This window comes from Microbacterium sp. AISO3 (assembly GCF_002204305.1).
GTDB lineage: Bacteria > Actinomycetota > Actinomycetes > Actinomycetales > Microbacteriaceae > Microbacterium > Microbacterium arborescens.
The window spans coordinates 24,204-43,516 of sequence record NZ_NHRF01000012.1 but is presented as its reverse complement, the minus strand read 5'-3'; the positions used below and the strand labels follow the sequence as shown (position 1 = coordinate 43,516).

Below are 19,313 nucleotides of genomic sequence, written 5' to 3'. Positions count from 1 at the left end.
GGGACTCCTGTGCGCGGGTGCAATGGCGCGTTCCTCACGACGAAACTCGGACGATCACGCGAAAGTCGGAGCAAATGTCGCGAACGGCCCGAGGAACGCGCGATTCTCCGAGCCCGCGAGCCGGGCAGCCCGGCCCGGGCTAAGCGCGGGGGCCTGAGCTCGCGCGCACGACGAGCTCGGTCGGCACGAGCGTGCGCTCGGCCGGCGCCTCTCCCCCGTCGATCTCGGTGAGCAGCGAGCGGACGGCGGCCGCGCCGATGCGGTCGAAGTGCTGGCGCACGGTCGTCAGCGGCGGCCAGAAGTTCGCCGACTCGGGGGCGTCGTCGTAACCGACCACGCTGACACTCGCAGGCACGGGCCGATCGGCCTCGTGCAGCGCCCGGAGCAGCCCGAGAGCCATGCGGTCATTGGCGGCGAACACCGCCGTGACGGCGTCGTCGGCGGCGAGCGACCGCCCGATCTCGTACCCCGACTCGGCGGTCCAATCCCCTACGTGCGCCTCGGGCACCCGGGCTCCGCGCGCGACGAGCGTGTCGTGCCAGGCGACCCGCCGGCGCTCCGCGGCGAACGACTCCCTCGGCCCGGAGATGTGGTTGACCGTCTGGTGCCCGAGGTCGAGCAGATGCTCCGTCGCGAGACGCGCACCCAGCGCCTGGTCGTTGTCGACCACGGGATACGGATAATCGGCACTCGAGTCGACCACCACGACGGGGAGGCCCGTGGGCAGCGCGAGCTCGCGCTCGCCCAGCCGGTGCGTCTCGATCAGGATGATGACGCCGTCGACGGCGTGCTCGGCCAAGCGCACGAATGCGCCCGACACATCGGACTGCGTGGCCGACTGCACGGTGATGACAGTGAGCGAGTACCCCGCCTCCGCGGCGACGGATGCCACGGCATCGAGCGTGCGCGTGTTGCCGTAGCTCGCGAGCGAGAACATGATCACGCCGATGCTGCGGAAGCGCCCCGAGCGCAGGGCGCGGGCCGCACTGTTGGGCCGGTACCCCAGCCGCGCCATCGCATCCTGGACGCGAGCCCGGGTCTCGGGGTCGACGTTCTCGCGACCGTTCGCGACGCGCGACACCGTCTGCCCCGACACGCCGGCCATCGCGGCCACGTCGGCCATCGACACCTCGCGGCGCCGTGGCCGCACGTCCGGGCCTGCGGCTGCTCGTGCTTCACCCATGCCCGGATCCTCCTCGATGTTGACGTTGACATGCTAGCGTGCCCGAGTTATGTTTACGTCAACATCCGCGCTCAATCGGCGAGCGCCTGCATCACAGAAGAGGCACGGACGATGACGACCACTACGGCACCCCCTCCCGCCGTGCGCACCGCGCGGAAGCGGCGGCGCGTCAGCGTCGAACAACGCGGATGGCTCTTCGTCGGCCCCTTCGCCGTGGTGTTCGCCCTCGTCTTCCTCGCGCCCCTCGCCTACGCGCTCTACCTCAGCTTCTTCCGCGAGCAGATCGTGGGCGGCAACGCATTCGTCGGGTTCGAGAACTACCTCACGGCCTTCGCCGACCCGAAGCTGTGGGACGGCTTCCTCCGCGTGCTGCTGTTCCTGCTCATCCAGGTGCCGATCATGCTCGTGCTCGCGCTGGCCGCCGCCCTCGCGATCGACAGCGCGCGCCTGCACGCATCGGGCTTCTACCGGATCATCATCTTCCTGCCCTACGCCGTCCCCGCCGTCGTCGCGGTCCTCATGTGGGGCTACATCTACGGCGACCAGTTCGGTCTCGCCGGCAACATCAACGACCTCCTCGGCGCACAGGTCCTGCGACCCTTCCTGCCCGAGTGGATGATGGTCTCGATCGGCAACATCGTCACCTGGCAGTTCGTCGGCTACAACATGCTGATCTTCTACTCGTCGCTCAAGACGATTCCCGGCGAGCTGTACGAGGCGGCATCCCTCGACGGCGCCGGTGCCTGGCGCACGATCCTCTCGATCAAGATCCCGGCACTGCGCGGCTCGATCGTCATCGCCACGATCTTCTCGATCATCGGCAGCTTCCAGCTCTTCAACGAGCCGAACATCCTCAAGCCCCTGGCCCCGAACACGATCACGACGTTCTTCACGCCGAACATGTACGCGTACAACCTCTCGTTCGCCGGCCAGCAGTACAACTACGCCGCCACCGTCGCGATCATCATGGGCGTCATCACGGCTGTCATCGCCTACGTCGTCCAGTTGCGCGGATCCCGTCAGGAGATGCGATGACCGCTCCCGCCCTCGCCCGCAGCACGCCGTTCGCCCGGCGGAAGTCCGTCCTGCTCACCGTCGTGATGAGCCTGTTCATCCTCTACACGCTGCTGCCGCTGTTCTGGCTGGTCATCAACGCGACCAAGACCCAGGGCGACCTGTTCACGACCTTCGGCCTCTGGTTCGGCGACAGCTTCAACCTGTGGAACAACATCGTCGACACGTTCACCTACCGCGACGGCATCTTCCTGCGGTGGCTCGGCAACACGCTCCTCTACGTGGTCGTCGGCGCGGGCGGTGCGACGGTTCTCGCGACGATGGCCGGCTACGGCCTGGCGAAGTACAACTTCCGCGGCCGCAAGGCGGTCTTCGCCGTCGTCATCGGCGCCGTGGCCGTTCCCGGCACCGCCCTCGCGGTCCCCACGTTCCTCATGTTCAGCCAGCTGGGCCTGACCAACACCCCGTGGGCGATCATCATCCCCTCGCTCATCAGCCCCTTCGGCCTGTACCTGATGTGGGTGTTCGCGAGCGACGCCGTCCCCACCGAGCTGCTCGAGGCGGCCCGCATGGACGGCGCCAGCGAGATGCGCACGTTCTTCACCATCTCGACGAAGCTGCTCATGCCCGGCATCGTCACGGTGCTGCTGTTCGCGGTCGTCGCGACCTGGAACAACTACTTCCTCCCGCTCATCATGCTCAGCGACCCCGCCTGGTACCCGCTCACCGTCGGGCTCAATCAGTGGAACGCCCAGGCCACGGGAGCCGCGGCCCAGCCGATCTACAACCTCGTGATCACCGGATCGCTGCTGTCGATCATCCCCATCGTCGTCGCCTTCCTCCTGCTGCAGCGCTTCTGGCAGTCCGGCCTGAGCGCCGGCAGCGTCAAGCAGTGAGCACACCCCCAGACCCCGTATTCCGCACCACCTGAATCCACAACGACCCGAATCCACAACAACGAAGTGAAGGAACTCCCATGACACCCATGCGTAAGGGATCGGCGCTGCGTCGCGCCGCATCCGTCGTGGCCCTGACCGCAGCCGCCGGCCTCGTGCTGGCCGCCTGCTCGTCCTCCGGCCCCGCCGCGGGCAGCGGCAACCCCGACGACCTCGACGCGGCCCTGAAGGCCGGCGGCGAGATCACCTACTGGTCGTGGACCCCGTCCGCCGAGGCGCAGGCCGAGGCGTTCATGAAGAAGTACCCCGAGGTCAAGGTCAACGTCGTCAACGCGGGCACCAACACCGAGGAGTACACCAAGCTCCAGAACGCGATCAAGGCCGGCTCGGGCGCCCCCGACGTCGTGCAGATCGAGTACTACGCCTTCCCGCAGTTCGCCCTCACCGACGGGCTGCTCGACCTCGCGCCCTACGGCTTCGGCGATCTCGAGAGCGACTACACCGCCTCGACGTGGAACTCCGTCGACTTCGACGGCAAGATCTACGGCCTGCCGCAGGACTCCGGCCCCATGGCGCTGTTCTACAACAAGGCGGTCTTCGACCAGTACGGCCTGACGGTCCCGACGACGTGGGACGAGTACATCGCCACCGCGCGTCAGCTCACCGCCGCCGACCCGACGAAGAAGATCACGAACGACACCGGTGACGCCGGCTTCGCCACCAGCATGATCTGGCAGGCGGGCGGGCAGCCCTTCTCGGCCGACGGCACCGACGTGACGATCAACGTCGCCGACGAGGGCTCGAAGAAGTGGGCCGACACCTGGAACACGCTCGTCGAGGACGACCTGATCGCCAGCACCCCGAGCTGGAGCGACGAGTGGTTCAAGGGCCTCGGCGACGGCTCGATCGCGACGCTCGTCATCGGGGCCTGGATGCCGGGCAACCTCGAGTCGTCGGTCGCCGACGCCTCCGGCGACTGGCGCGTGGCCCCCATGCCGACCTACGACGGCACCCCGGTCTCGGCCGAGAACGGCGGCGGCGGCCAGGCGGTCACGAAGCAGAGCGAGAACCCGGCCCTCGCCGCCGCGTTCCTCAAGTGGCTGAACAACGACGAGGAGAGCCTGACGATCTTCGCCGAGAGCGGCGGCTTCCCCTCGACGACGGCGCAGCTCGAGTCGGACGAGTTCCTGAACAAGGCGCCCGAGTACTTCGGCGGCCAGAAGATCAACGAGGTGCTCGTGCAGGCGGCCAAGGACGTGCGTCCGGGCTGGCAGTACCTGCCCTTCCAGGTGTACGCGAACAGCATCTTCAGCGACACCGTCGGGCAGTCCTACGCCTCAAAGTCCGACCTGAACGAGGGCCTCGCCACGTGGCAGGACCAGCTCGTGCAGTACGGCAACGACCAGGGCTTCACCGTCAACAAGTGACGCCCGACGAGGGGCGGGTCGCATCGAGCTTCGGTCCGGCCCGCCCCTCGCCATGTCCCCCCAGGAGAAGAGCAATGACCTCCCCCACCCGCATCTCGCTCGACACGTCCGCCCCGGGCCCTGTCGTACCCCGGCGACTCTTCGGCACCTTCGTCGAGCACATGGGACGCTGCGTGTACGACGGCATCTTCGAGCCGGGTCACGCCACGGCCGACGACGCCGGCTTCCGCGGCGACGTCCTCGAGCTCGTGCGCGAGCTGGGCGCGACGGTCGTGCGCTACCCCGGGGGCAACTTCGTCTCGGGCTACCGGTGGGAGGACGGCGTCGGCCCGCGCGACCAGCGCCCCGTGCGCCTGGATGCCGCGTGGCACAGCACCGAGACCAATCAGGTTGGGCTGCACGAGTTCGCCGCGTGGGCCGAGCAGGCCGGGCTCGAGCTCATGGAGGCCGTGAACCTCGGCACGCGCGGCGTCGCCGAGGCCGCCGATCTGCTCGAGTACGCCAACCACCCGGGCGGCACCGCGCTGTCGGAGCGCCGCCGCGAGAACGGGCGCGCCGAGCCCTTCGGCATCCGGCTCTGGTGCCTGGGCAACGAGATGGACGGCCCCTGGCAGATCGGCCACAAGACCGCCGAGGAATACGGCCGCCTCGCTGCCGAGAGCGCCCGGCTCATGCGGTTCATCGATCCCGACGTCGAGCTCGTCGCCGCGGGCAGCTCGAACCACGAGATGCCGACCTTCGGCGAGTGGGAGCGCACCGTGCTCCGCCACACCGCGGGACTCGTCGACCACATCTCCGTGCACGCCTACTACGAAGAGACCCCGGGCGACCCCGCGAGCTTCCTCGCTTCCGGCGCCGGCCTCGACGCCTACATCGGCGAGGTCGCCGACATCATCGACGAGGTGCGCGCCGAGCGCGGCATCACGACCCCCATCGGCATCAGCGTCGACGAGTGGAACGTCTGGAACCAGACCCGGTGGAACGAAGTGGACAAGCCCGAGGTGTTCACCGGCGACTGGCCCGTCGCTCCGCGCCTCATCGAGGACGACTACACCGTGACGGATGCCGTCGTCGTCGGGTCCCTCCTCATCACGATGCTCCGCCGCGCCGACCGCGTCTCGATGGCGAACCTCGCGCAGCTCGTCAACGTCATCGCGCCGATCCGCACCGAGCCGGGCGGCGCCGCCTGGCGGCAGACCACCTTCTTCCCGTTCCAACTGACCGCGGCCGCGGCATCCGGCCATGTCATGGTCCCGGTCATCGACACCGGCGTCATCCCGACCGCGCGCTACGGCGACGTGGGCGCCGTCGACGCGGTCGCGACGATCGCGGGCGACGAGCTGTCGATCTTCCTCGTGCATCGGGGACTCGACGCCGAGACGCCGGTCACGATCGACCTCGACCGCTCGGCCGCGCGCGCCGAGGCGCTCGTGCTGACCGTCCCCGCGGGCGGCGACCGGCACACCGTCAACAGCGCATCGTCGCAGCCCGTCGCCCCGGCATCCCTCGCCGTCGAGGTCAGCGACAGCGCTGTGACCCTGACCCTTCCCCCGCTCTCCTGGGCGCGCGTGAGCGTGCGCCTGAACCCCGGAACGAATCGAGTGACCGCGTGACGACCTTCAGCATCGGCGAGACCGACTTCCTCCTCGACGGGCGCCCGCACCGCGTCATCGCGGGAGCCCTGCACTACTTCCGCATCCACCCCGACCACTGGGCCGACCGCATCCGCAAGGCACGGCTCATGGGGCTCAACACGATCGAGACCTACGTCGCCTGGAACGCCCACGAGCCGGTGCGCGGCGAATGGGATGCCACGGGCTGGAACGACCTGGGGCGCTTCCTCGACCTCATCGCGGCGGAGGGCATGCACGCGATCGTGCGCCCCGGCCCGTACATCTGCGCCGAGTGGCACAACGGCGGACTTCCCGTGTGGCTCACGAGCACGCCCGGTATCGGCCTGCGCCGCTCCGAGCCGCAGTACGTCGAGGCGGTCAGCACCTACCTGCGGCGCGTCTACGAGATCGTGGCGCCCCGCCAGATCGACCGCGGCGGCAACGTCGTGCTCGTGCAGATCGAGAACGAGTACGGCGCCTACGGCTCCGACCACGACTACCTCCGCACGCTCACCGAGCTCACCCGAGCCTGCGACATCACGGTGCCGCTGACCACGGTCGACCAGCCCGAGCCGCACATGCTCGCCGCCGGCACGCTCCCCGACCTGCACACGACCGGATCGTTCGGCTCGCGCGCCACCGAGCGTCTCGCGACGCTGCGGGAGCACCAGCCGACCGGGCCCCTGATGTGCTCGGAGTTCTGGGACGGCTGGTTCGACTGGTGGGGCGGGGTGCACCACACCACGGATGCCGCCGCCTCGGCATCCGAGCTCGACGCCCTGCTCGCCGCGGGAGCCTCGGTGAACATCTACATGCTCCACGGCGGCACGAACTTCGGCACCACGAACGGCGCCAACGACAAGGGCCGCTACGCCCCCATCGTCACCTCGTACGACTACGACGCACCGCTCGACGAATCGGGCCACCCGACCGAGAAGTACCACGCGTTCCGCGAGGTCATCGCCCGCTACGCCCCGGTGCCCGACGAGGTGCCGCCCGCGCGGCCCGCGGCCCCCGTGCTGTCGGTTCCGCTGCGGGCGACGGGCGACTGGCTCCCCGCGGCGGGTTCCGGCGCGGGCGCGGCGGTCACTCCCCCGACGTTCGAGGAACTCGGACAACTCGGCCCCCTCGTGCGCTACGACATCGCGCTGCCCGCCGAGGCGTTCGGAGATTCAGACAGCGCCGTGCTCGCCGTCGCCGAGGTCCGCGACCTCGCCTGGATCGCCGTCGACGGCGCACCCGTCGGCCGCCTGCAGCGCGCGCTGCACGAACGCTCGCTGCCGATCCCGCGCGGGTCGCGGCTGACCGTGCTCGTCGAGGATCAGGGGCGCGTCAACTACGACGTCCGTCTCGGCGAGAACAAGGGCCTCGTCGGCCCCGTCGCCCTCGGCGGACGCGAGCTGACCGGCTGGTCGGCGCAGCCCGTCGACCTCGCGGCCGTCGCCGCCGGCATCCCCGCTGCTTCTGAGCAGACGACGGCGGGACGCACCGGTCTCGCGGGCACGTTCGACCTCGACGAGCCCGCCGACCTCTTCCTCGACACGGATGCCTGGAGCAAGGGCTTCGCATTCGTCAACGGCTTCTTCCTCGGGCGGTACTGGCGCAACGGCCCGCAGCGCACCCTGTACGTGCCCGCTCCCGCGACGCGTGCCGGGGCGAACGAGATCGTCGTCGTCGAGCTCGAGCACGTCATCGATCCCGTCGCCGCGTTCGTCGCCGCGCCCGACCTCGGCCACCGCGAGGAGTGAGCGCGAGGAAGCCCCGCCGCGATCGGGCAGGATGGATGTCATGAGCTGGATGGTCACCGGTGGTGCTGGATACATCGGCGCGCATGTCGTGCGCGCCCTCGCCGCGGCGGGTCTCGACCCCGTCGTCCTCGACGACCTGTCGAGCGGTCACGCCGGGTTCGTCCCCGAGGGCGTGCCGTTCGTCCGCGGCTCGATCCTCGACCGCCCGCTCGTCGAGGGCGCCCTGCGCGAGCACGGCGTCGAGGGCGTCATCCACGTCGCCGGCTACAAGTACGCCGGCGTCTCGGTGACGCGCCCGCTGCACACCTACGCGCAGAACGTCGAGGGCACGCGGATCGTGCTCGAGGCGATGGAGACCGCGGGCGTCGACAAGATCGTGTTCTCCTCCAGCGCCGCCGTCTACGGCACTCCCGACGTTCCGCTCGTCACGGAGGACCTGCCCAAGCGCCCCGCATCGCCCTACGGCGAGTCGAAGCTCATCGGCGAGTGGCTGCTGCGCGATCAGGCGGTCGCGACGGCGGGCTCCCCCGCACCCCTGCGCCACACCTCGCTGCGCTACTTCAACGTCGTGGGTTCGGGCGACCCGTCCGTGTACGACACGAGCCCGCACAACCTCTTCCCCATCGTCTTCGAGAAGCTGATCGCCGGCGAGACCCCGCAGATCAACGGCGACGACTACGACACCGAAGACGGCACGAACGTGCGCGACTACGTCCACGTCGCCGACATCGCCGCCGCCCACGTCGTCGCGGCCCAGCGCCTCGCGGCCGGAGAGAACGTCGAGCCGGCCTACAACCTCGGGTCGCAGAACGGCCTGTCGGTCCGCGAGATCATGGACGCGATGGCCCGCGTCACGGGCATCGACTTCACCCCGAGGGTCGGCCCGCGTCGCCCCGGCGACCCCGACCGCATCGTCGCCACCGGCGAGCTCGCCGCCCGCGACCTCGAGTGGGCCAACCGCTACTCGGTCGACGAGATGGTGCGCACCGGCTGGGAGGCGCGCCGGGCGGCATCCGTCTGACCGCACCCACATGCCGAGCTGAGCTCACGCGGGCGCTTCACCTCAGCGCAGAGCTCGCGCGGACGACGAGCTCGGTGGGCATGGTGTGCGCCGGGGCCGTCGAGCCCGACTCGATGACCTCCACGAGCGCCTCGACGGCACGTGCGCCGAGGGCGTCGAAGTCCTGGCGGACGGTCGTCAGCGGCGGCCGGTACTCCGCGGCATCCACCACGTCGTCGAATCCGACGACCGCGACGTCGTCCGGCACCGCGCGACCGGCGTCGCTGAAGGCACGGAGCAGGCCGAGCGCCATCTGGTCGTTCGCGGCGAACACCGCGGTGGCATCCACGAGCGCCGCACCGGCCGCGTGACCGCCGCGTGAGGTCCAGTCGCCGCGGACGACCTCGGGTACCGCCGCATCCGCGTCGATCAACGCCTCGCGCCACCCGCGCTCGCGTTCTTGAGCCGCGAACGAGGCTGCGGGCCCCGCGAGGTGGTGCACCGTCGTGTGCCCCAGCTCGAGCAGGTGCTGCGTCGCCTGTCGGGCGCCTCCCGCGTGGTCGGTCTGCACGATGGCGAAGCGGTCGTCGGGGGGCGAGTCGACGACGACGAGGCGGAGGTCGGCGGGCGGTGCGGTGTCGCGAGCGAGCCGCGTCGCCTCGTTGAGCACGATCGCTCCGTCGACGCCCTGGTCGCGCAGCTGGGCGAACGCCTCCGCGATGTCGCGCGCACCGGCGACCGTCACCACGGCCAGGGCGTAGTCGCGCTCAGCCGCCGCGTCGGCGATGGCCTGCAGCATGCGGGAGTTGCCGACCGAGGCGAGGGTCGAGACGACGAGGCCGATCGTGCGGGTCTGGCCGGTGCGCAGCGCCCGGGCGGCGCGATGCATGCGGTAGCCGAGCGTCGCCATGGACGCCTCGACCCGGGCCCGCGTCGCGGGATCGACGCGCGGGCTGCCGTTGGCCACACGCGAGACGGTCTGCGCCGAGACGCCCGCGTGAGCCGCCACCTGGGCCATCGAGACGCGCATGCCGGTCCTCTCGTCGGGGTGTGTTGACGATATCACGGCCGGAATGTAGCGTGTTATCGTGAACATCAGCGCTCCTCCCGCCGTGCCGCTCGGCGCGGGCGTCGTCAAACGCTCCACGCGCCTCGACGACGGCCGCGAGCTTCTCTACTACGACGACCCCGACACGACGCTCGGCCCCGAGCGCGCCGTCGACGCCCGCACCCTCGACCCCCGCCCCGAGACCGCGACGATGCGGCAGGACATCCTGACGGGCGACTGGATCTCGATCGCGGCATCGCGCCAGAACCGCGCCTTCCTGCCCCCGGCCGAGCTCGACCCGCTCGCCCCGCAGACGCCGACCAACCCCTCCGAGATCCCGTCGCGCTACGACGTCGCCGTCTTCGAGAACAAGTCGCCGTCGTTCGGCCCCGCCCTGGCCGAGGCGTTCGGCGGCGCACCCGCGGCATCCGACCCGCCCCGCGGCATCGATGACCTCGCGCACCTGGGCCTCGGCCGCACCCGCACGAGCGTCGGACGCACCGAGGTCGTGTGCTTCTCCCCCGAGCACGCCGGATCCTTCGGAACCCAGACGGTCACCCGCGCCCGTACCGTCATCGAGGCGTGGGCCGATCGCACGGCCGCGCTGTCCGCGCTCCCCGGCATCGAGCAGGTGTTCCCGTTCGAGAACCGCGGCGAGGCGATCGGCGTCACCCTGCCGCACCCGCACGGGCAGATCTACGCCTACCCGTACATCACACCGCGCACGACGCGCCTGCTCGACTCGATCGACCGCACGGCTCCCGATCTGTTCCAGCGCATCCTCGAGTTCGAGCAGGCGGGTCCCCGGGTCGTGCTCCGCGGCGAGCACTGGACGGCGTTCGTCCCGTTCGCAGCGCGCTGGCCGATCGAGGTGCACCTCATGCCCCACCGGCACGTCGCCGACTTCGCCGAGACGAACGAGGCCGAGCGCGACGAGCTCGCCCCGCTCTACCTGCGATTGCTGCGCGGGATCGACGCGCTGTACGAGACCCCGACGCCGTACATCGCGGCATGGCACCAGGCACCGGTCCGCCACGCCCGCGACACCGCCCGCCTGCACCTGCAGCTGACGAGCCCACGCCGCGCAGCCGACAAGCTCAAGTTCCTCGCCGGGTCCGAGGCCGCCATGGGCGCCTGGATCGGCGACATCCCGCCCGAGACCGCGGCTGCGCGTATTCGCGAGGCTGTAGAAGGAGTGACCCTGTGACCGACACCGATCCGCGCACCGACGCGCGCGACCTGCTGGCCTCCCTCGGCGCGACCGCGACGAGCGAATGGTCAGCCCCGGGCCGCGTCAACCTCATCGGCGAGCACACCGACTACAACGACGGCTTCGTGTTCCCGTTCGCCACTCCCCACCGCACGCACGTCGCGCTCGCCCCCCGCACGGACGGGCGCCTGCGGGTCATCTCGACGTTCGACACCGTGCCGGTCGAGGTCGCGATCGCCGACCTCGACGCGATCTTCCCGACCACAGGTGGCGAGCACGCCGTGCCCGAGTGGTCCGCGTACCCGCTGGGCGTCGCCTGGGCACTGATCCAGGCCGCCGGCGCAGACCCGACCACGCTGACCGGCGCCGATCTCGCGTTCGCGTCGAACGTGCCGGTCGGCGCGGGCCTGTCGTCGTCCGCCGCGATCGAAGGCGCCACCGCCTCGGCGCTCAACGAGCTGTGGAGCCTCGGACTCGACCGCGTCGCGCTCGCGCAGGTCGGCCGTCGCGCCGAGAACGAGGCCGTCGGAGCGCCCACGGGCATCATGGACCAGATGGCCTCGATGCTCGGTGAGCCGGATGCCGCGACGTTCCTCGACTGCCGTTCGCTCGAGACCGACCAGGTCGAGCTCGGCTTCGCCGCCGCGGGGCTGACGCTGCTCGTGATGGACACCAACGTCAAGCACGCGCACTCCACGGGTGGCTACGGCGAGCGCCGTGCCTCGTGCGAGAAGGGCGCGCAGCTCATGGGCGTCCCGATGCTGCGCGACCTGTCGGTCGACGACCTCGACCGCGCCGCCGGCATCCTCGACGACGTCACCTTCCGCCGCGTGCGCCACATCGTGACCGAGAACCAGCGCGTTCTCGACACCGTTCGCACCCTGCGCGAGCAGGGGCCGCGGGCGATCGGATCGCTGCTGGACGCCTCGCACGTCTCGATGCGCGACGACTTCGAGATCTCCGTGCCCGAGCTCGACCTCGCCGTCGAGACGGCGCGGGGCGCGGGCGCCATCGGGGCCCGGATGACCGGCGGCGGCTTCGGCGGCGCGGCGATCGCGCTCGTCGAGACCGGTGCCGTCGACGCGGTGGCCGGCGCCGTCGAGAAGGCATTCGCGGATGCCGGCTACGCGGCTCCGACGATCTTCTCGGTCAGCCCGTCGGCGGGCGCGCGCCGCGACGGCTGATACCGCAGTCGACAACCACGCACGCACGACGAGAGGGGGATGCGGCCCGGCACCCCCCTCTGCGTTCACGCGAGTTACTTGAAGGCGTCCTTGACGTCTTCGCCCGTCTTCTTCGCCTCGGCCTTGACCTGGTCGGCCTTGCCTTCGGCTTCGAGCTTGTCGTTGTCGGTCGCCTTGCCGATGGCCTCCTTCGCCTTGCCGGCGATGTCCTGGGCGGCGTTCTTGATCTTGTCGTCGAGACCCATGATGGGCTCCTCTCCTTCGGTGGTGACGCCCCGGGCGGGGCTGTGGACGTGTGCGGTCAGGACAGGCGGCGCTGGTCGTGCGCCAGCTTCGCGCGCAGCCCCGTGTGGATGGAGATGTAGGTCGTGAGCTGCTGACCCGTCAGAGTGCCGAGGTTGCCGACGAGACGTTCGACGGTCTCGGCCACGTGCAGCGGCGAGGTGTTCTGCCGCGGAGTGACGCTGACGTGCAGCACCGGCTGCTTCTTGATGTCGTTCGCGGTGACACGGGCGCTGAGGATCTCGTCGCGGTCGGCGAGCGCGTTCTTCAGCGCGTCCGCCGCGAATCCCTCGGTGACCGTGATGCGGCCGAGGTCGCTCTCCGCACCCGTCGCCCGGAGTGCGGTCCGGCGGCGGCCGTGGATGCTGCGCACGACCAGCACGATCAGCAGCACGACCAGCAGCGCGAGAGCGGCGAGCACGCCGACGGCGAGCCAGGTGAGGCTCGTGCCCGCGATGACGGTGGCATCCCACGCCTGCTTCGCCCAGTCCTCGGCCCCGGACCCGACCGAGGTCCAGGTGTCGGCGGCTGCCGGCCACACCGCGCCGGCGATGATTCCGCCGCCGACGACGACGAGCACCAGTCCCAGGATCAGGAGGATCGTGCGGTTGACCGCGCGATTGGTGTTGTTCATGCGTCCTCCTCCTGTTCGCGGGGCCGCTCGACCCGCACCGCGGTGCGCAGCTTCGACGCGAGCCGATACGACTCCAGCTCCGCATCCGCCAGGGCGCGGACCTGCGTCTCGTCGACGGGGACTCCCACCGCGGGGGTGAGGGTCACATCGACCGAGCGGTGGCCGACACCGACCCGCACCTGGTCGCGGGGCAGTCCGCTCTCGTCGCTGACCCGCTGCGCGATCGCCGAGGCGATCACGCCGTTGTCGGCGACGACGGCGCTCTCACCGACGACGAGCTGGTGCTTCGACAGGCGGCCCGGGGCGACGGCGAGCACCACGAGGATGACGCCGAGCACCGCGATGACGGCGCCGATGGCGACGCTGACGCCGACCGGTACCTCCGTCGGGAGTCCGACGACCCACCCGAAGGCGGCGGCGGGACCGAGGAGAAGGGCCGGCTGACCGGCGAGGTTCAGCACGATCTCCGTACCGACGTAGACGAGCGCGAGGATGACGAGGACGACGGCGACGATCATCGCGACGGTGCGCGGCGAGTGCGTCTCACGCCGCACGACGCGGCGCAGCACGGGACTGCTCATCGGACTCTCCTCCTTGCGGGTGTCGTGGCGCCGGTGACGGTGATGTCGACGCGCGTGACGGGCTTGCCCAGCACGCGGCCGAGCTCTTCCTGCACGCGGCGCTGGGCCTCACGGGCGATGTCGACGACGGCTCCGGCGGCTCGCACCGCTTCGGTGTCGTCGAGCGACGGGACGGGGAACGGCGCCTGGATGCGGACGGCCACCCCACCCCGGTGATCGGATGCCGTGACCGACACACGGTCGACGTCCACGCCGATGACCTGGGATGCGATCTGCTCCGAGACCTTCCGCACCACGCGCTCGCGCACATCGACCCGTCCGGCGAGACCGGACGCCCCGCCGGTGGCGGCCGTGACGCCGCCACCGGGACGGATGGCCTCTGCGACGGTCATGACGAGGTGCGCCGCCCGGTCAGCACGTCGGCCAGCCCGCGGACGTCGAGCTTGCCGGACGCGATGCGGCCGACCGCGGCACCGATCGCCATGAAGAGGGCGACGAGGAGGAAACCCCAGAAGCCGAACAGCAGGGCGGCGGCGGCGAGGATGGCGCCGATGAGCGCACCCGAGACGGTGGCGCTCATGCGACGCGCGACTCGGACTCGTCGTCGTCGTCAGCGCCGGCGATGTGCACGTCGTTGACCTCGACGTTGACCTCGACGACCTCGAGGCCCACGAGTCGGCTGATGGCACCGGCGACGGCGGCACGGACGTTGTCAGCGACCTCCTGGATCGGCGCGGGGTACTCGACGACGATCGTGAGGTCGGCTGCGGCCTGGGTCTCGCCGACCTCGACCTTGACGCCCTGCGACAGGTCGGTGGCGTTGATGGCGTCGCGGATCGCACCGAAGGCGCGGGCTCCGCCGCCACCGAGGGCGTAGACGCCGGCGACCTCACGGGCTGCGATGCCGGCGACCTTCGCCACGACGCCGTCGGCGATCGTGGTCTTGCCCGCGGCATCGGTGTCGGCCGGGACACGCGACGACGAGAACGTGCGGTCGACGCGCGAAGCCTGCGGCGCGGCGGCCTGCGACTTCGTGGTCTCAGCAGCGGGGGCGGTGTTCTTCTGGTCCTCAGCCATGACGTTTCCTTATCTGTCTGCGTTGTCCGATGCAAGCTCTCGGCTCGTCATTCGGTGAGCGTTACGTTCGCTCTACAGATAAGAGGGCGGCTCATCCGGATTCGTCACAAAAAAGTTCGAGAAGTTTTCTGGGGGAACGATGCGAGCCGAAGACAGCGGGTCGAACCCCGACCTGCAGGCCGCGCCCGACGGCATCCTGGCGGCCCGAGCCGCCTCCGGAGACGCCGATGCCTTCGACGTCCTCCTTCATCGGCACACCCGCATCGTCCGCGCCTACGTGTACCGCATCGTCGGTACCCTCTCGGAGACCGACGACGTCGTGCAAGAGGCCTTCCTCACCGCGTGGCGGCAGCTGTCCACCTTGCGCGACCCGAACGCCGTGAAGGCGTGGCTGATGAAGATCGCGAGCCGCGAGGCGTATGCGCATCTCAGGAAGCGCCCCGACCATGACACACTGGACGGATTCGACAGAGCCGCGGAGGCGGGTCTCCTCCCCGAGGCCGCTGCCATCCGCAACGCACAGTTGCAAGCGCTCTCTCTTGCACTCGATGCGCTGCCGGAAGCCCAACGCCGCTGCTGGCTGCTCCGAGAAGTCGGGTCGCTCAGCTATACCGAGATCGCAGAAGAGATGAACCTCCCTCTCAGCACCGTTCGAGGAAACCTGTCCCGCGCCCGCGCCAGCATCACGATCCAGATGGCGGGGTGGCGCTGATGGATGCCGATGGCATGACTCTCGAGTGCGGCAAGACGATCGATGAGATCAGCGACTACCTCGACAGCGGTCGCTCGCCGTACGACCCCGAGATCGAGACCTGTCCCGACTGTCTGAACGCCCTCGACGCGCTCGAGCGCGCGGGGCGGTTGTCACGCGAGCTCATCGCGGCGGATGCCGCGGAGATGCCCGAGCCCTCGGAGAACTGGTTCCACGGCGTGATGAACGCGGTGCGGGCCGAGCTGCGGGCCGGGCGCTCGATCCCGCTCTCGCATCCCGATCCCCGGGTCTCGATGACCGTCACCGAGGGAGCCGTGCAAGCGCTCATCCGCGCCAGCGGCGACGCGATCGACGGCGTCTTCATCGGCCATTCGCGCATCATCGGCGACGTCGAGGTGCCCGATGCGCCGATCGCCGTCGACATCACCGCGTCGGTCGCGTGGGGCGAGTCGCTGCCGACCGCCGCCGGAGCGGTCCGCCGAGCGGTGTCCGACGCGCTCGCCCACCACACCGAGCTGAACGTCACCGCTGTCGACGTCACCGTCGAAGACCTCCACCGTCCCTTCCCGCCCAAGGACACCGCATGATCGAGCCCGTCTCCATCGTCGACCCGTCGGCTCCGCGCCCCCTCGTCGAGGTGCCCGGGGTCAGTGCCGTGCACGACCCCCGCCCGCCGCTGACCCGCGTGCTGGGAGCAGCGGCATCCGCGCTCCACCGAGAGACGGCGGCACCGACGAACGGCGTCCTCGTCACGGCCGATGGCGAGGTGGTGACCGCTGCCGCTGCCATCTCCGTCGCCGCATCCGCACGCACCCCGGAGGTGGCCCGCGCCGTCGCCGACGAACTGTGCGCGCAGCATCCGACGGCCGACCGCATCACGGTGCAGGTCCGCCGCATCGCCTGACCCGCGGTCGCCTCACCGAGGCGCCGCGGAGTCCGCTAGCTTCGGACTGTGTCTGCGACCGTCTCCGTCTCTCTCCGCCCCGCGGGTCCCGATGATCTTCCCGCTGTCCGGGAACTCGACAGGCTGTGTTTCCCGCCCGGGCGCGACGACGTCGAGCCCGCTCACCCGGGCGAGCTCGAGAGCGCCTTGGCGGGTGAACAGATCACGCTCGCCGTCATCGGCGACTCCGTGGTGGGGATGCTGCAGACCGAACGACTCGGCCCCGAGCACGTCTACCTCGCCGCGTTGGCCGTTCATCCCGACCACCAGCGCGCCGGGATCGGAGCGCGGCTCGTCCGGCACTTCTCCGACACGGTGAAGGGGATGTCGCCGCGGCCCTCGGCCACGACGGTGACCAGCCCCAGGAACGTCGCGATGATCGACCTGCTGACCCGGAGCGGCTTCGTCGGATCGCGCGGCATCCACGCCTACTTCGGTCCGAGCAAGGACCGTCTCTACTTCCAGCTGAAGAGCCGGCAGCTGGTCGCCGATCCCGACGACCGCGTCCTCGTCCCGGTGGCGGCGACCGATCACCTGTTCGATCTGCTGAGCGCCGACGCGAACGCCGTGACCAGCGTCATCAAGAGCGTGCAGGGGACGTTCTTCGAGGTCTCGACCTTCGAGGTCGAGGACCGACCCGGCCTGCGCGCCGACGAGACGTCCGTCAGCACGGGTGAGGCGGGCGCCGTCCTGGCGGCACTCACCTTCCTGCTCGGCTTCTCGCTGACGATCACCGACTTCTCCGAAGCGCTGCGGATCTTCCTGCTGGTCGCCACGATCCTGACTCTGGGAGCCACGCAGGTCTACGCGAACGCGTCGGGCTCGTTGTCGCGCCTGCAGGACGATCAGTTCGGCCTGCATATGAAGTGGGGCAATCTTCTGCTCGAGTTCGGCGGGGTCTATCCCCTCGTCCTGGTGCTGCCGGCCGTGTTCGCCGACGCCTCCGACAACGCCGGGCTCTCCCTCGCGACCGCGATCGTCGTCGCCGTCCTCGTCCTCGCGTACGAGGTGTCACCGTTCTCGATCAGCGGCCGGTACCGACGCAACATCGTGTTCTACGCGCTCGCGGTGGTCACAGCCGCGGCCCCGGTCGCCGCCGCGCCACTGCAGGCGCTGACCGGGCGCGACACCGCATGGGTCGTCCTGACAGCTGTCATCCTCATCGTCCGCTTGGCGTATCTCATCCCCGCCGGCCGGCAGGAGCTCGGCGCCCGAACCCGCCCCCGGCTGATGCGTCGCGCCCGGAGGACGCGATGAGCGCCGCAGCGGGGGAAAGCGGTGGCGGGAACCTCGTTCGCGCCACCGCGGCCGGCCGCGTGCGCGGCACGCGTCGCCCCGACGGAAGCCTCGTCTTCCTCGGCATCCCGTACGCGCAGCCGCCGACCGGCGCGCGGCGCTTCGGCGAGCCCGTGCCCGTCGAGCCGTGGGACGGCGTCCGCGACGCGACCGTCTACGGACCGACGCCGCAGCGCGGTGACCACGGCGACACCCTCATCCCCGAGCCGTCGATCCCCGGCGACGACACCCTGTCGGTCAACGTGTTCGCGCCGGACTCGTCTGGCGAGGCGGGCACCGGCGCACGGCATCCGGTTCTCGTGTACATCCACGGCGGCGGTTTCGTGCAGGGCTCCCCCGCGAGCCCCTGGTACGACGGCGGCTCGTTCGCGCGGGCGGGCATCGTCGTGGTCACGGTCTCGTACCGCCTCGGCTTCGACGGCTTCGGCCTCCTCCCCGGCGCCCCGACCAACCGCGCCGTGCGCGACTGGATCGCCGCCCTCGAATGGGTGCGGGCGAACGTCGCCGTGTTCGGAGGAAACCCCGATGACGTGACGATCGCCGGGCAGTCCGCCGGCGGCGGCGCGGTGCTCACTCTGCTCGGGATGCCCGATGCACAGCACTTGTTCCATCGCGTGCTGTCCATCTCTGCGGCCCTGACGAACGTGCCGCCCGCCCGGGCGGCGACGGCGACCGGCCGGCTCGCGGCGCGCCTCGGGATCGCCCCGACCCGCGAGGCGTTCGCCGGCGTGGACGAGCTCACGGTGCTCGGGGCGCAGCAAGCGCTGGAATCGGAGCGGCACGGCAGCATCATCGCCTCGGTGCGCTCGCGGCTCGCCGACGGGCTCACGTGGGGACCGGTCGTCGACGGCGAGCTCATCCCGCGCCCGACCCTCGATGCGCTCGCTGCCGGCGTCGGCGCGGACAAGCCGCTCGTGCTCGGCACGACGGACGACGAGTTCACGATGATCACCGACGGGGTCGCCGGCCCGCTGCGTCTCGTCCCGCCGGCGCTGGCGCTTGCCGCACTCGGGGTCGGCCATGCGATGCGCTGGCGCTACATCCGCGACAACCGTACGCAGCGACGACTCGGCACCGCCGCATTCCTCGGCCGCTACGCCACCGACCGCATCTTCCGCGACACCGTGCCCCTCGTCGCCCGGGCCCGTGGCGGTTCTTCGACGTGGGCCTACCGATTCAGCTGGCCCTCGCCGACCAAGCGCTGGGCGCTGCACTGCCTCGATGTGCCGTTCTGGTGGGACGTCTTGGGCGCCGACGGCGTCGCGAAGCTCGCGGGGCCACAGCCGCCGCAGGAGCTGGCCGACGCGATGCACGGCGCCGCCGTGTCGTTCGTCCGGACCGGCGATCCGGGCTGGCCGCGATGGACGCCGGACGAGCGGACGACGCGCATGTTCGGCGCCGCGCCGTCGGTGCCGACGGTCGTGGCCGACGGTTACGCCTCGGTGCGAGCGCTCGTCGGTTGACG

The 19,313-nt window shown here is 70.6% G+C and carries 21 protein-coding genes; 13 read left to right on the top strand and 8 right to left on the bottom strand.

The window, feature by feature from the left end; translation table 11 throughout:
• Positions 1-139: 139 nt before the first annotated feature.
• Positions 140-1,183 (bottom strand): LacI family DNA-binding transcriptional regulator, encoded by a 1,044-nt coding sequence (locus tag CBF90_RS14845; RefSeq protein WP_064956252.1) that lies wholly within the window; start codon positions 1,181-1,183, stop codon positions 140-142.
• Between the two features lie 111 nt (positions 1,184-1,294).
• Here CBF90_RS14845 and CBF90_RS14840 point away from each other — a divergent pair, with 111 nt between their 5' ends.
• The 6 genes from CBF90_RS14840 (at position 1,295) to galE (ending at position 8,902) form a co-directional block, all read left to right on the top strand.
• Complete coding sequence (locus tag CBF90_RS14840; RefSeq protein WP_023952517.1) at positions 1,295-2,218, top strand: carbohydrate ABC transporter permease; 924 nt, start codon at positions 1,295-1,297, stop codon at positions 2,216-2,218.
• Positions 2,215-3,093: a carbohydrate ABC transporter permease gene (locus CBF90_RS14835; protein WP_071918546.1), complete on the top strand. Its 879-nt coding sequence runs from the start codon at positions 2,215-2,217 to the stop codon at positions 3,091-3,093. Before CBF90_RS14840 ends, CBF90_RS14835 begins: the two co-directional genes overlap by 4 nt.
• Positions 3,094-3,173: 80 nt before the next feature.
• Positions 3,174-4,520, top strand: a complete 1,347-nt coding sequence (locus CBF90_RS14830; RefSeq protein ID WP_306460410.1) for an ABC transporter substrate-binding protein — start codon at positions 3,174-3,176, stop codon at positions 4,518-4,520.
• A 74-nt stretch (positions 4,521-4,594) separates the two neighbouring features.
• Positions 4,595-6,133: an alpha-N-arabinofuranosidase gene (locus tag CBF90_RS14825; protein ID WP_088380966.1), complete on the top strand. Its 1,539-nt coding sequence runs from the start codon at positions 4,595-4,597 to the stop codon at positions 6,131-6,133.
• On the top strand, positions 6,130-7,881 hold the full coding sequence (locus CBF90_RS14820) for a beta-galactosidase family protein (protein ID WP_088380965.1): 1,752 nt from the start codon (positions 6,130-6,132) through the stop codon (positions 7,879-7,881). Before CBF90_RS14825 ends, CBF90_RS14820 begins: the two co-directional genes overlap by 4 nt.
• A 40-nt stretch (positions 7,882-7,921) precedes the next feature.
• A complete protein-coding gene (gene galE, locus CBF90_RS14815; RefSeq protein ID WP_088380977.1) occupies positions 7,922-8,902 on the top strand; it encodes a UDP-glucose 4-epimerase GalE in 981 nt (326 codons plus the stop codon).
• A gap of 37 nt (positions 8,903-8,939) precedes the next feature.
• On the opposite strand, the gene CBF90_RS14810 is transcribed toward galE, so the two are convergent.
• A complete protein-coding gene (locus tag CBF90_RS14810; protein ID WP_088380964.1) occupies positions 8,940-9,911 on the bottom strand; it encodes a LacI family DNA-binding transcriptional regulator in 972 nt (323 codons plus the stop codon).
• Positions 9,912-9,969: 58 nt separating this feature from the next.
• Between CBF90_RS14810 and galT the strand changes: the two genes are divergently transcribed.
• Positions 9,970-11,136: a galactose-1-phosphate uridylyltransferase gene (galT, locus tag CBF90_RS14805; protein WP_083990621.1), complete on the top strand. Its 1,167-nt coding sequence runs from the start codon at positions 9,970-9,972 to the stop codon at positions 11,134-11,136.
• Between the two features lie 32 nt (positions 11,137-11,168).
• Positions 11,169-12,323, top strand: coding sequence for a galactokinase (gene galK / locus CBF90_RS14800; RefSeq protein WP_242435697.1), 1,155 nt, complete (start codon positions 11,169-11,171; stop codon positions 12,321-12,323).
• A gap of 74 nt (positions 12,324-12,397) precedes the next feature.
• On the opposite strand, the gene CBF90_RS14795 is transcribed toward galK, so the two are convergent.
• Genes CBF90_RS14795 through CBF90_RS14770 form a run of 6 tightly spaced genes read right to left on the bottom strand, consistent with a single transcriptional unit; the run spans position 12,398 to position 14,897 of the window.
• Positions 12,398-12,568 carry a CsbD family protein gene (locus CBF90_RS14795; RefSeq protein ID WP_023952533.1) on the bottom strand — a complete coding sequence of 57 codons (171 nt, stop codon included), beginning with the start codon at positions 12,566-12,568 and terminating at the stop codon, positions 12,398-12,400.
• A 56-nt stretch (positions 12,569-12,624) separates the two neighbouring features.
• Entirely contained in the window at positions 12,625-13,239 is a 615-nt protein-coding gene (locus CBF90_RS14790) for a hypothetical protein (RefSeq protein ID WP_023952535.1), read from the bottom strand.
• Entirely contained in the window at positions 13,236-13,820 is a 585-nt protein-coding gene (locus CBF90_RS14785; RefSeq protein ID WP_064956257.1) for a DUF6286 domain-containing protein, read from the bottom strand. The genes CBF90_RS14790 and CBF90_RS14785 overlap by 4 nt, the downstream gene beginning before the upstream one ends.
• On the bottom strand, positions 13,817-14,212 hold the full coding sequence (locus CBF90_RS14780) for a hypothetical protein (protein ID WP_064956258.1): 396 nt from the start codon (positions 14,210-14,212) through the stop codon (positions 13,817-13,819). Before CBF90_RS14780 ends, CBF90_RS14785 begins: the two co-directional genes overlap by 4 nt.
• Entirely contained in the window at positions 14,209-14,400 is a 192-nt protein-coding gene (locus CBF90_RS14775; RefSeq protein WP_023952539.1) for a DUF2273 domain-containing protein, read from the bottom strand. Before CBF90_RS14775 ends, CBF90_RS14780 begins: the two co-directional genes overlap by 4 nt.
• Positions 14,397-14,897 (bottom strand): Asp23/Gls24 family envelope stress response protein, encoded by a 501-nt coding sequence (locus CBF90_RS14770; RefSeq protein WP_023952540.1) that lies wholly within the window; start codon positions 14,895-14,897, stop codon positions 14,397-14,399. The genes CBF90_RS14775 and CBF90_RS14770 overlap by 4 nt, the downstream gene beginning before the upstream one ends.
• Before the next feature lie 139 nt (positions 14,898-15,036).
• On the opposite strand from CBF90_RS14770, the gene CBF90_RS14765 reads away from it, so the two are divergent.
• The 5 genes from CBF90_RS14765 to CBF90_RS14745 are packed head-to-tail and all read left to right on the top strand — an operon-like array spanning position 15,037 to position 19,311.
• On the top strand, positions 15,037-15,609 hold the full coding sequence (locus CBF90_RS14765) for an RNA polymerase sigma factor (RefSeq protein WP_023952541.1): 573 nt from the start codon (positions 15,037-15,039) through the stop codon (positions 15,607-15,609).
• Between the two features lie 14 nt (positions 15,610-15,623).
• Positions 15,624-16,196, top strand: a complete 573-nt coding sequence (locus tag CBF90_RS14760; protein ID WP_237049111.1) for an Asp23/Gls24 family envelope stress response protein — start codon at positions 15,624-15,626, stop codon at positions 16,194-16,196.
• Positions 16,193-16,513 carry a hypothetical protein gene (locus CBF90_RS14755; RefSeq protein ID WP_023952543.1) on the top strand — a complete coding sequence of 107 codons (321 nt, stop codon included), beginning with the start codon at positions 16,193-16,195 and terminating at the stop codon, positions 16,511-16,513. Before CBF90_RS14760 ends, CBF90_RS14755 begins: the two co-directional genes overlap by 4 nt.
• Before the next feature lie 48 nt (positions 16,514-16,561).
• Positions 16,562-17,809 (top strand): N-acetyltransferase, encoded by a 1,248-nt coding sequence (locus tag CBF90_RS14750; protein ID WP_064956260.1) that lies wholly within the window; start codon positions 16,562-16,564, stop codon positions 17,807-17,809.
• Complete coding sequence (locus CBF90_RS14745; RefSeq protein ID WP_088380962.1) at positions 17,806-19,311, top strand: carboxylesterase/lipase family protein; 1,506 nt, start codon at positions 17,806-17,808, stop codon at positions 19,309-19,311. The genes CBF90_RS14750 and CBF90_RS14745 overlap by 4 nt, the downstream gene beginning before the upstream one ends.
• Positions 19,312-19,313 lie beyond the last annotated feature (2 nt).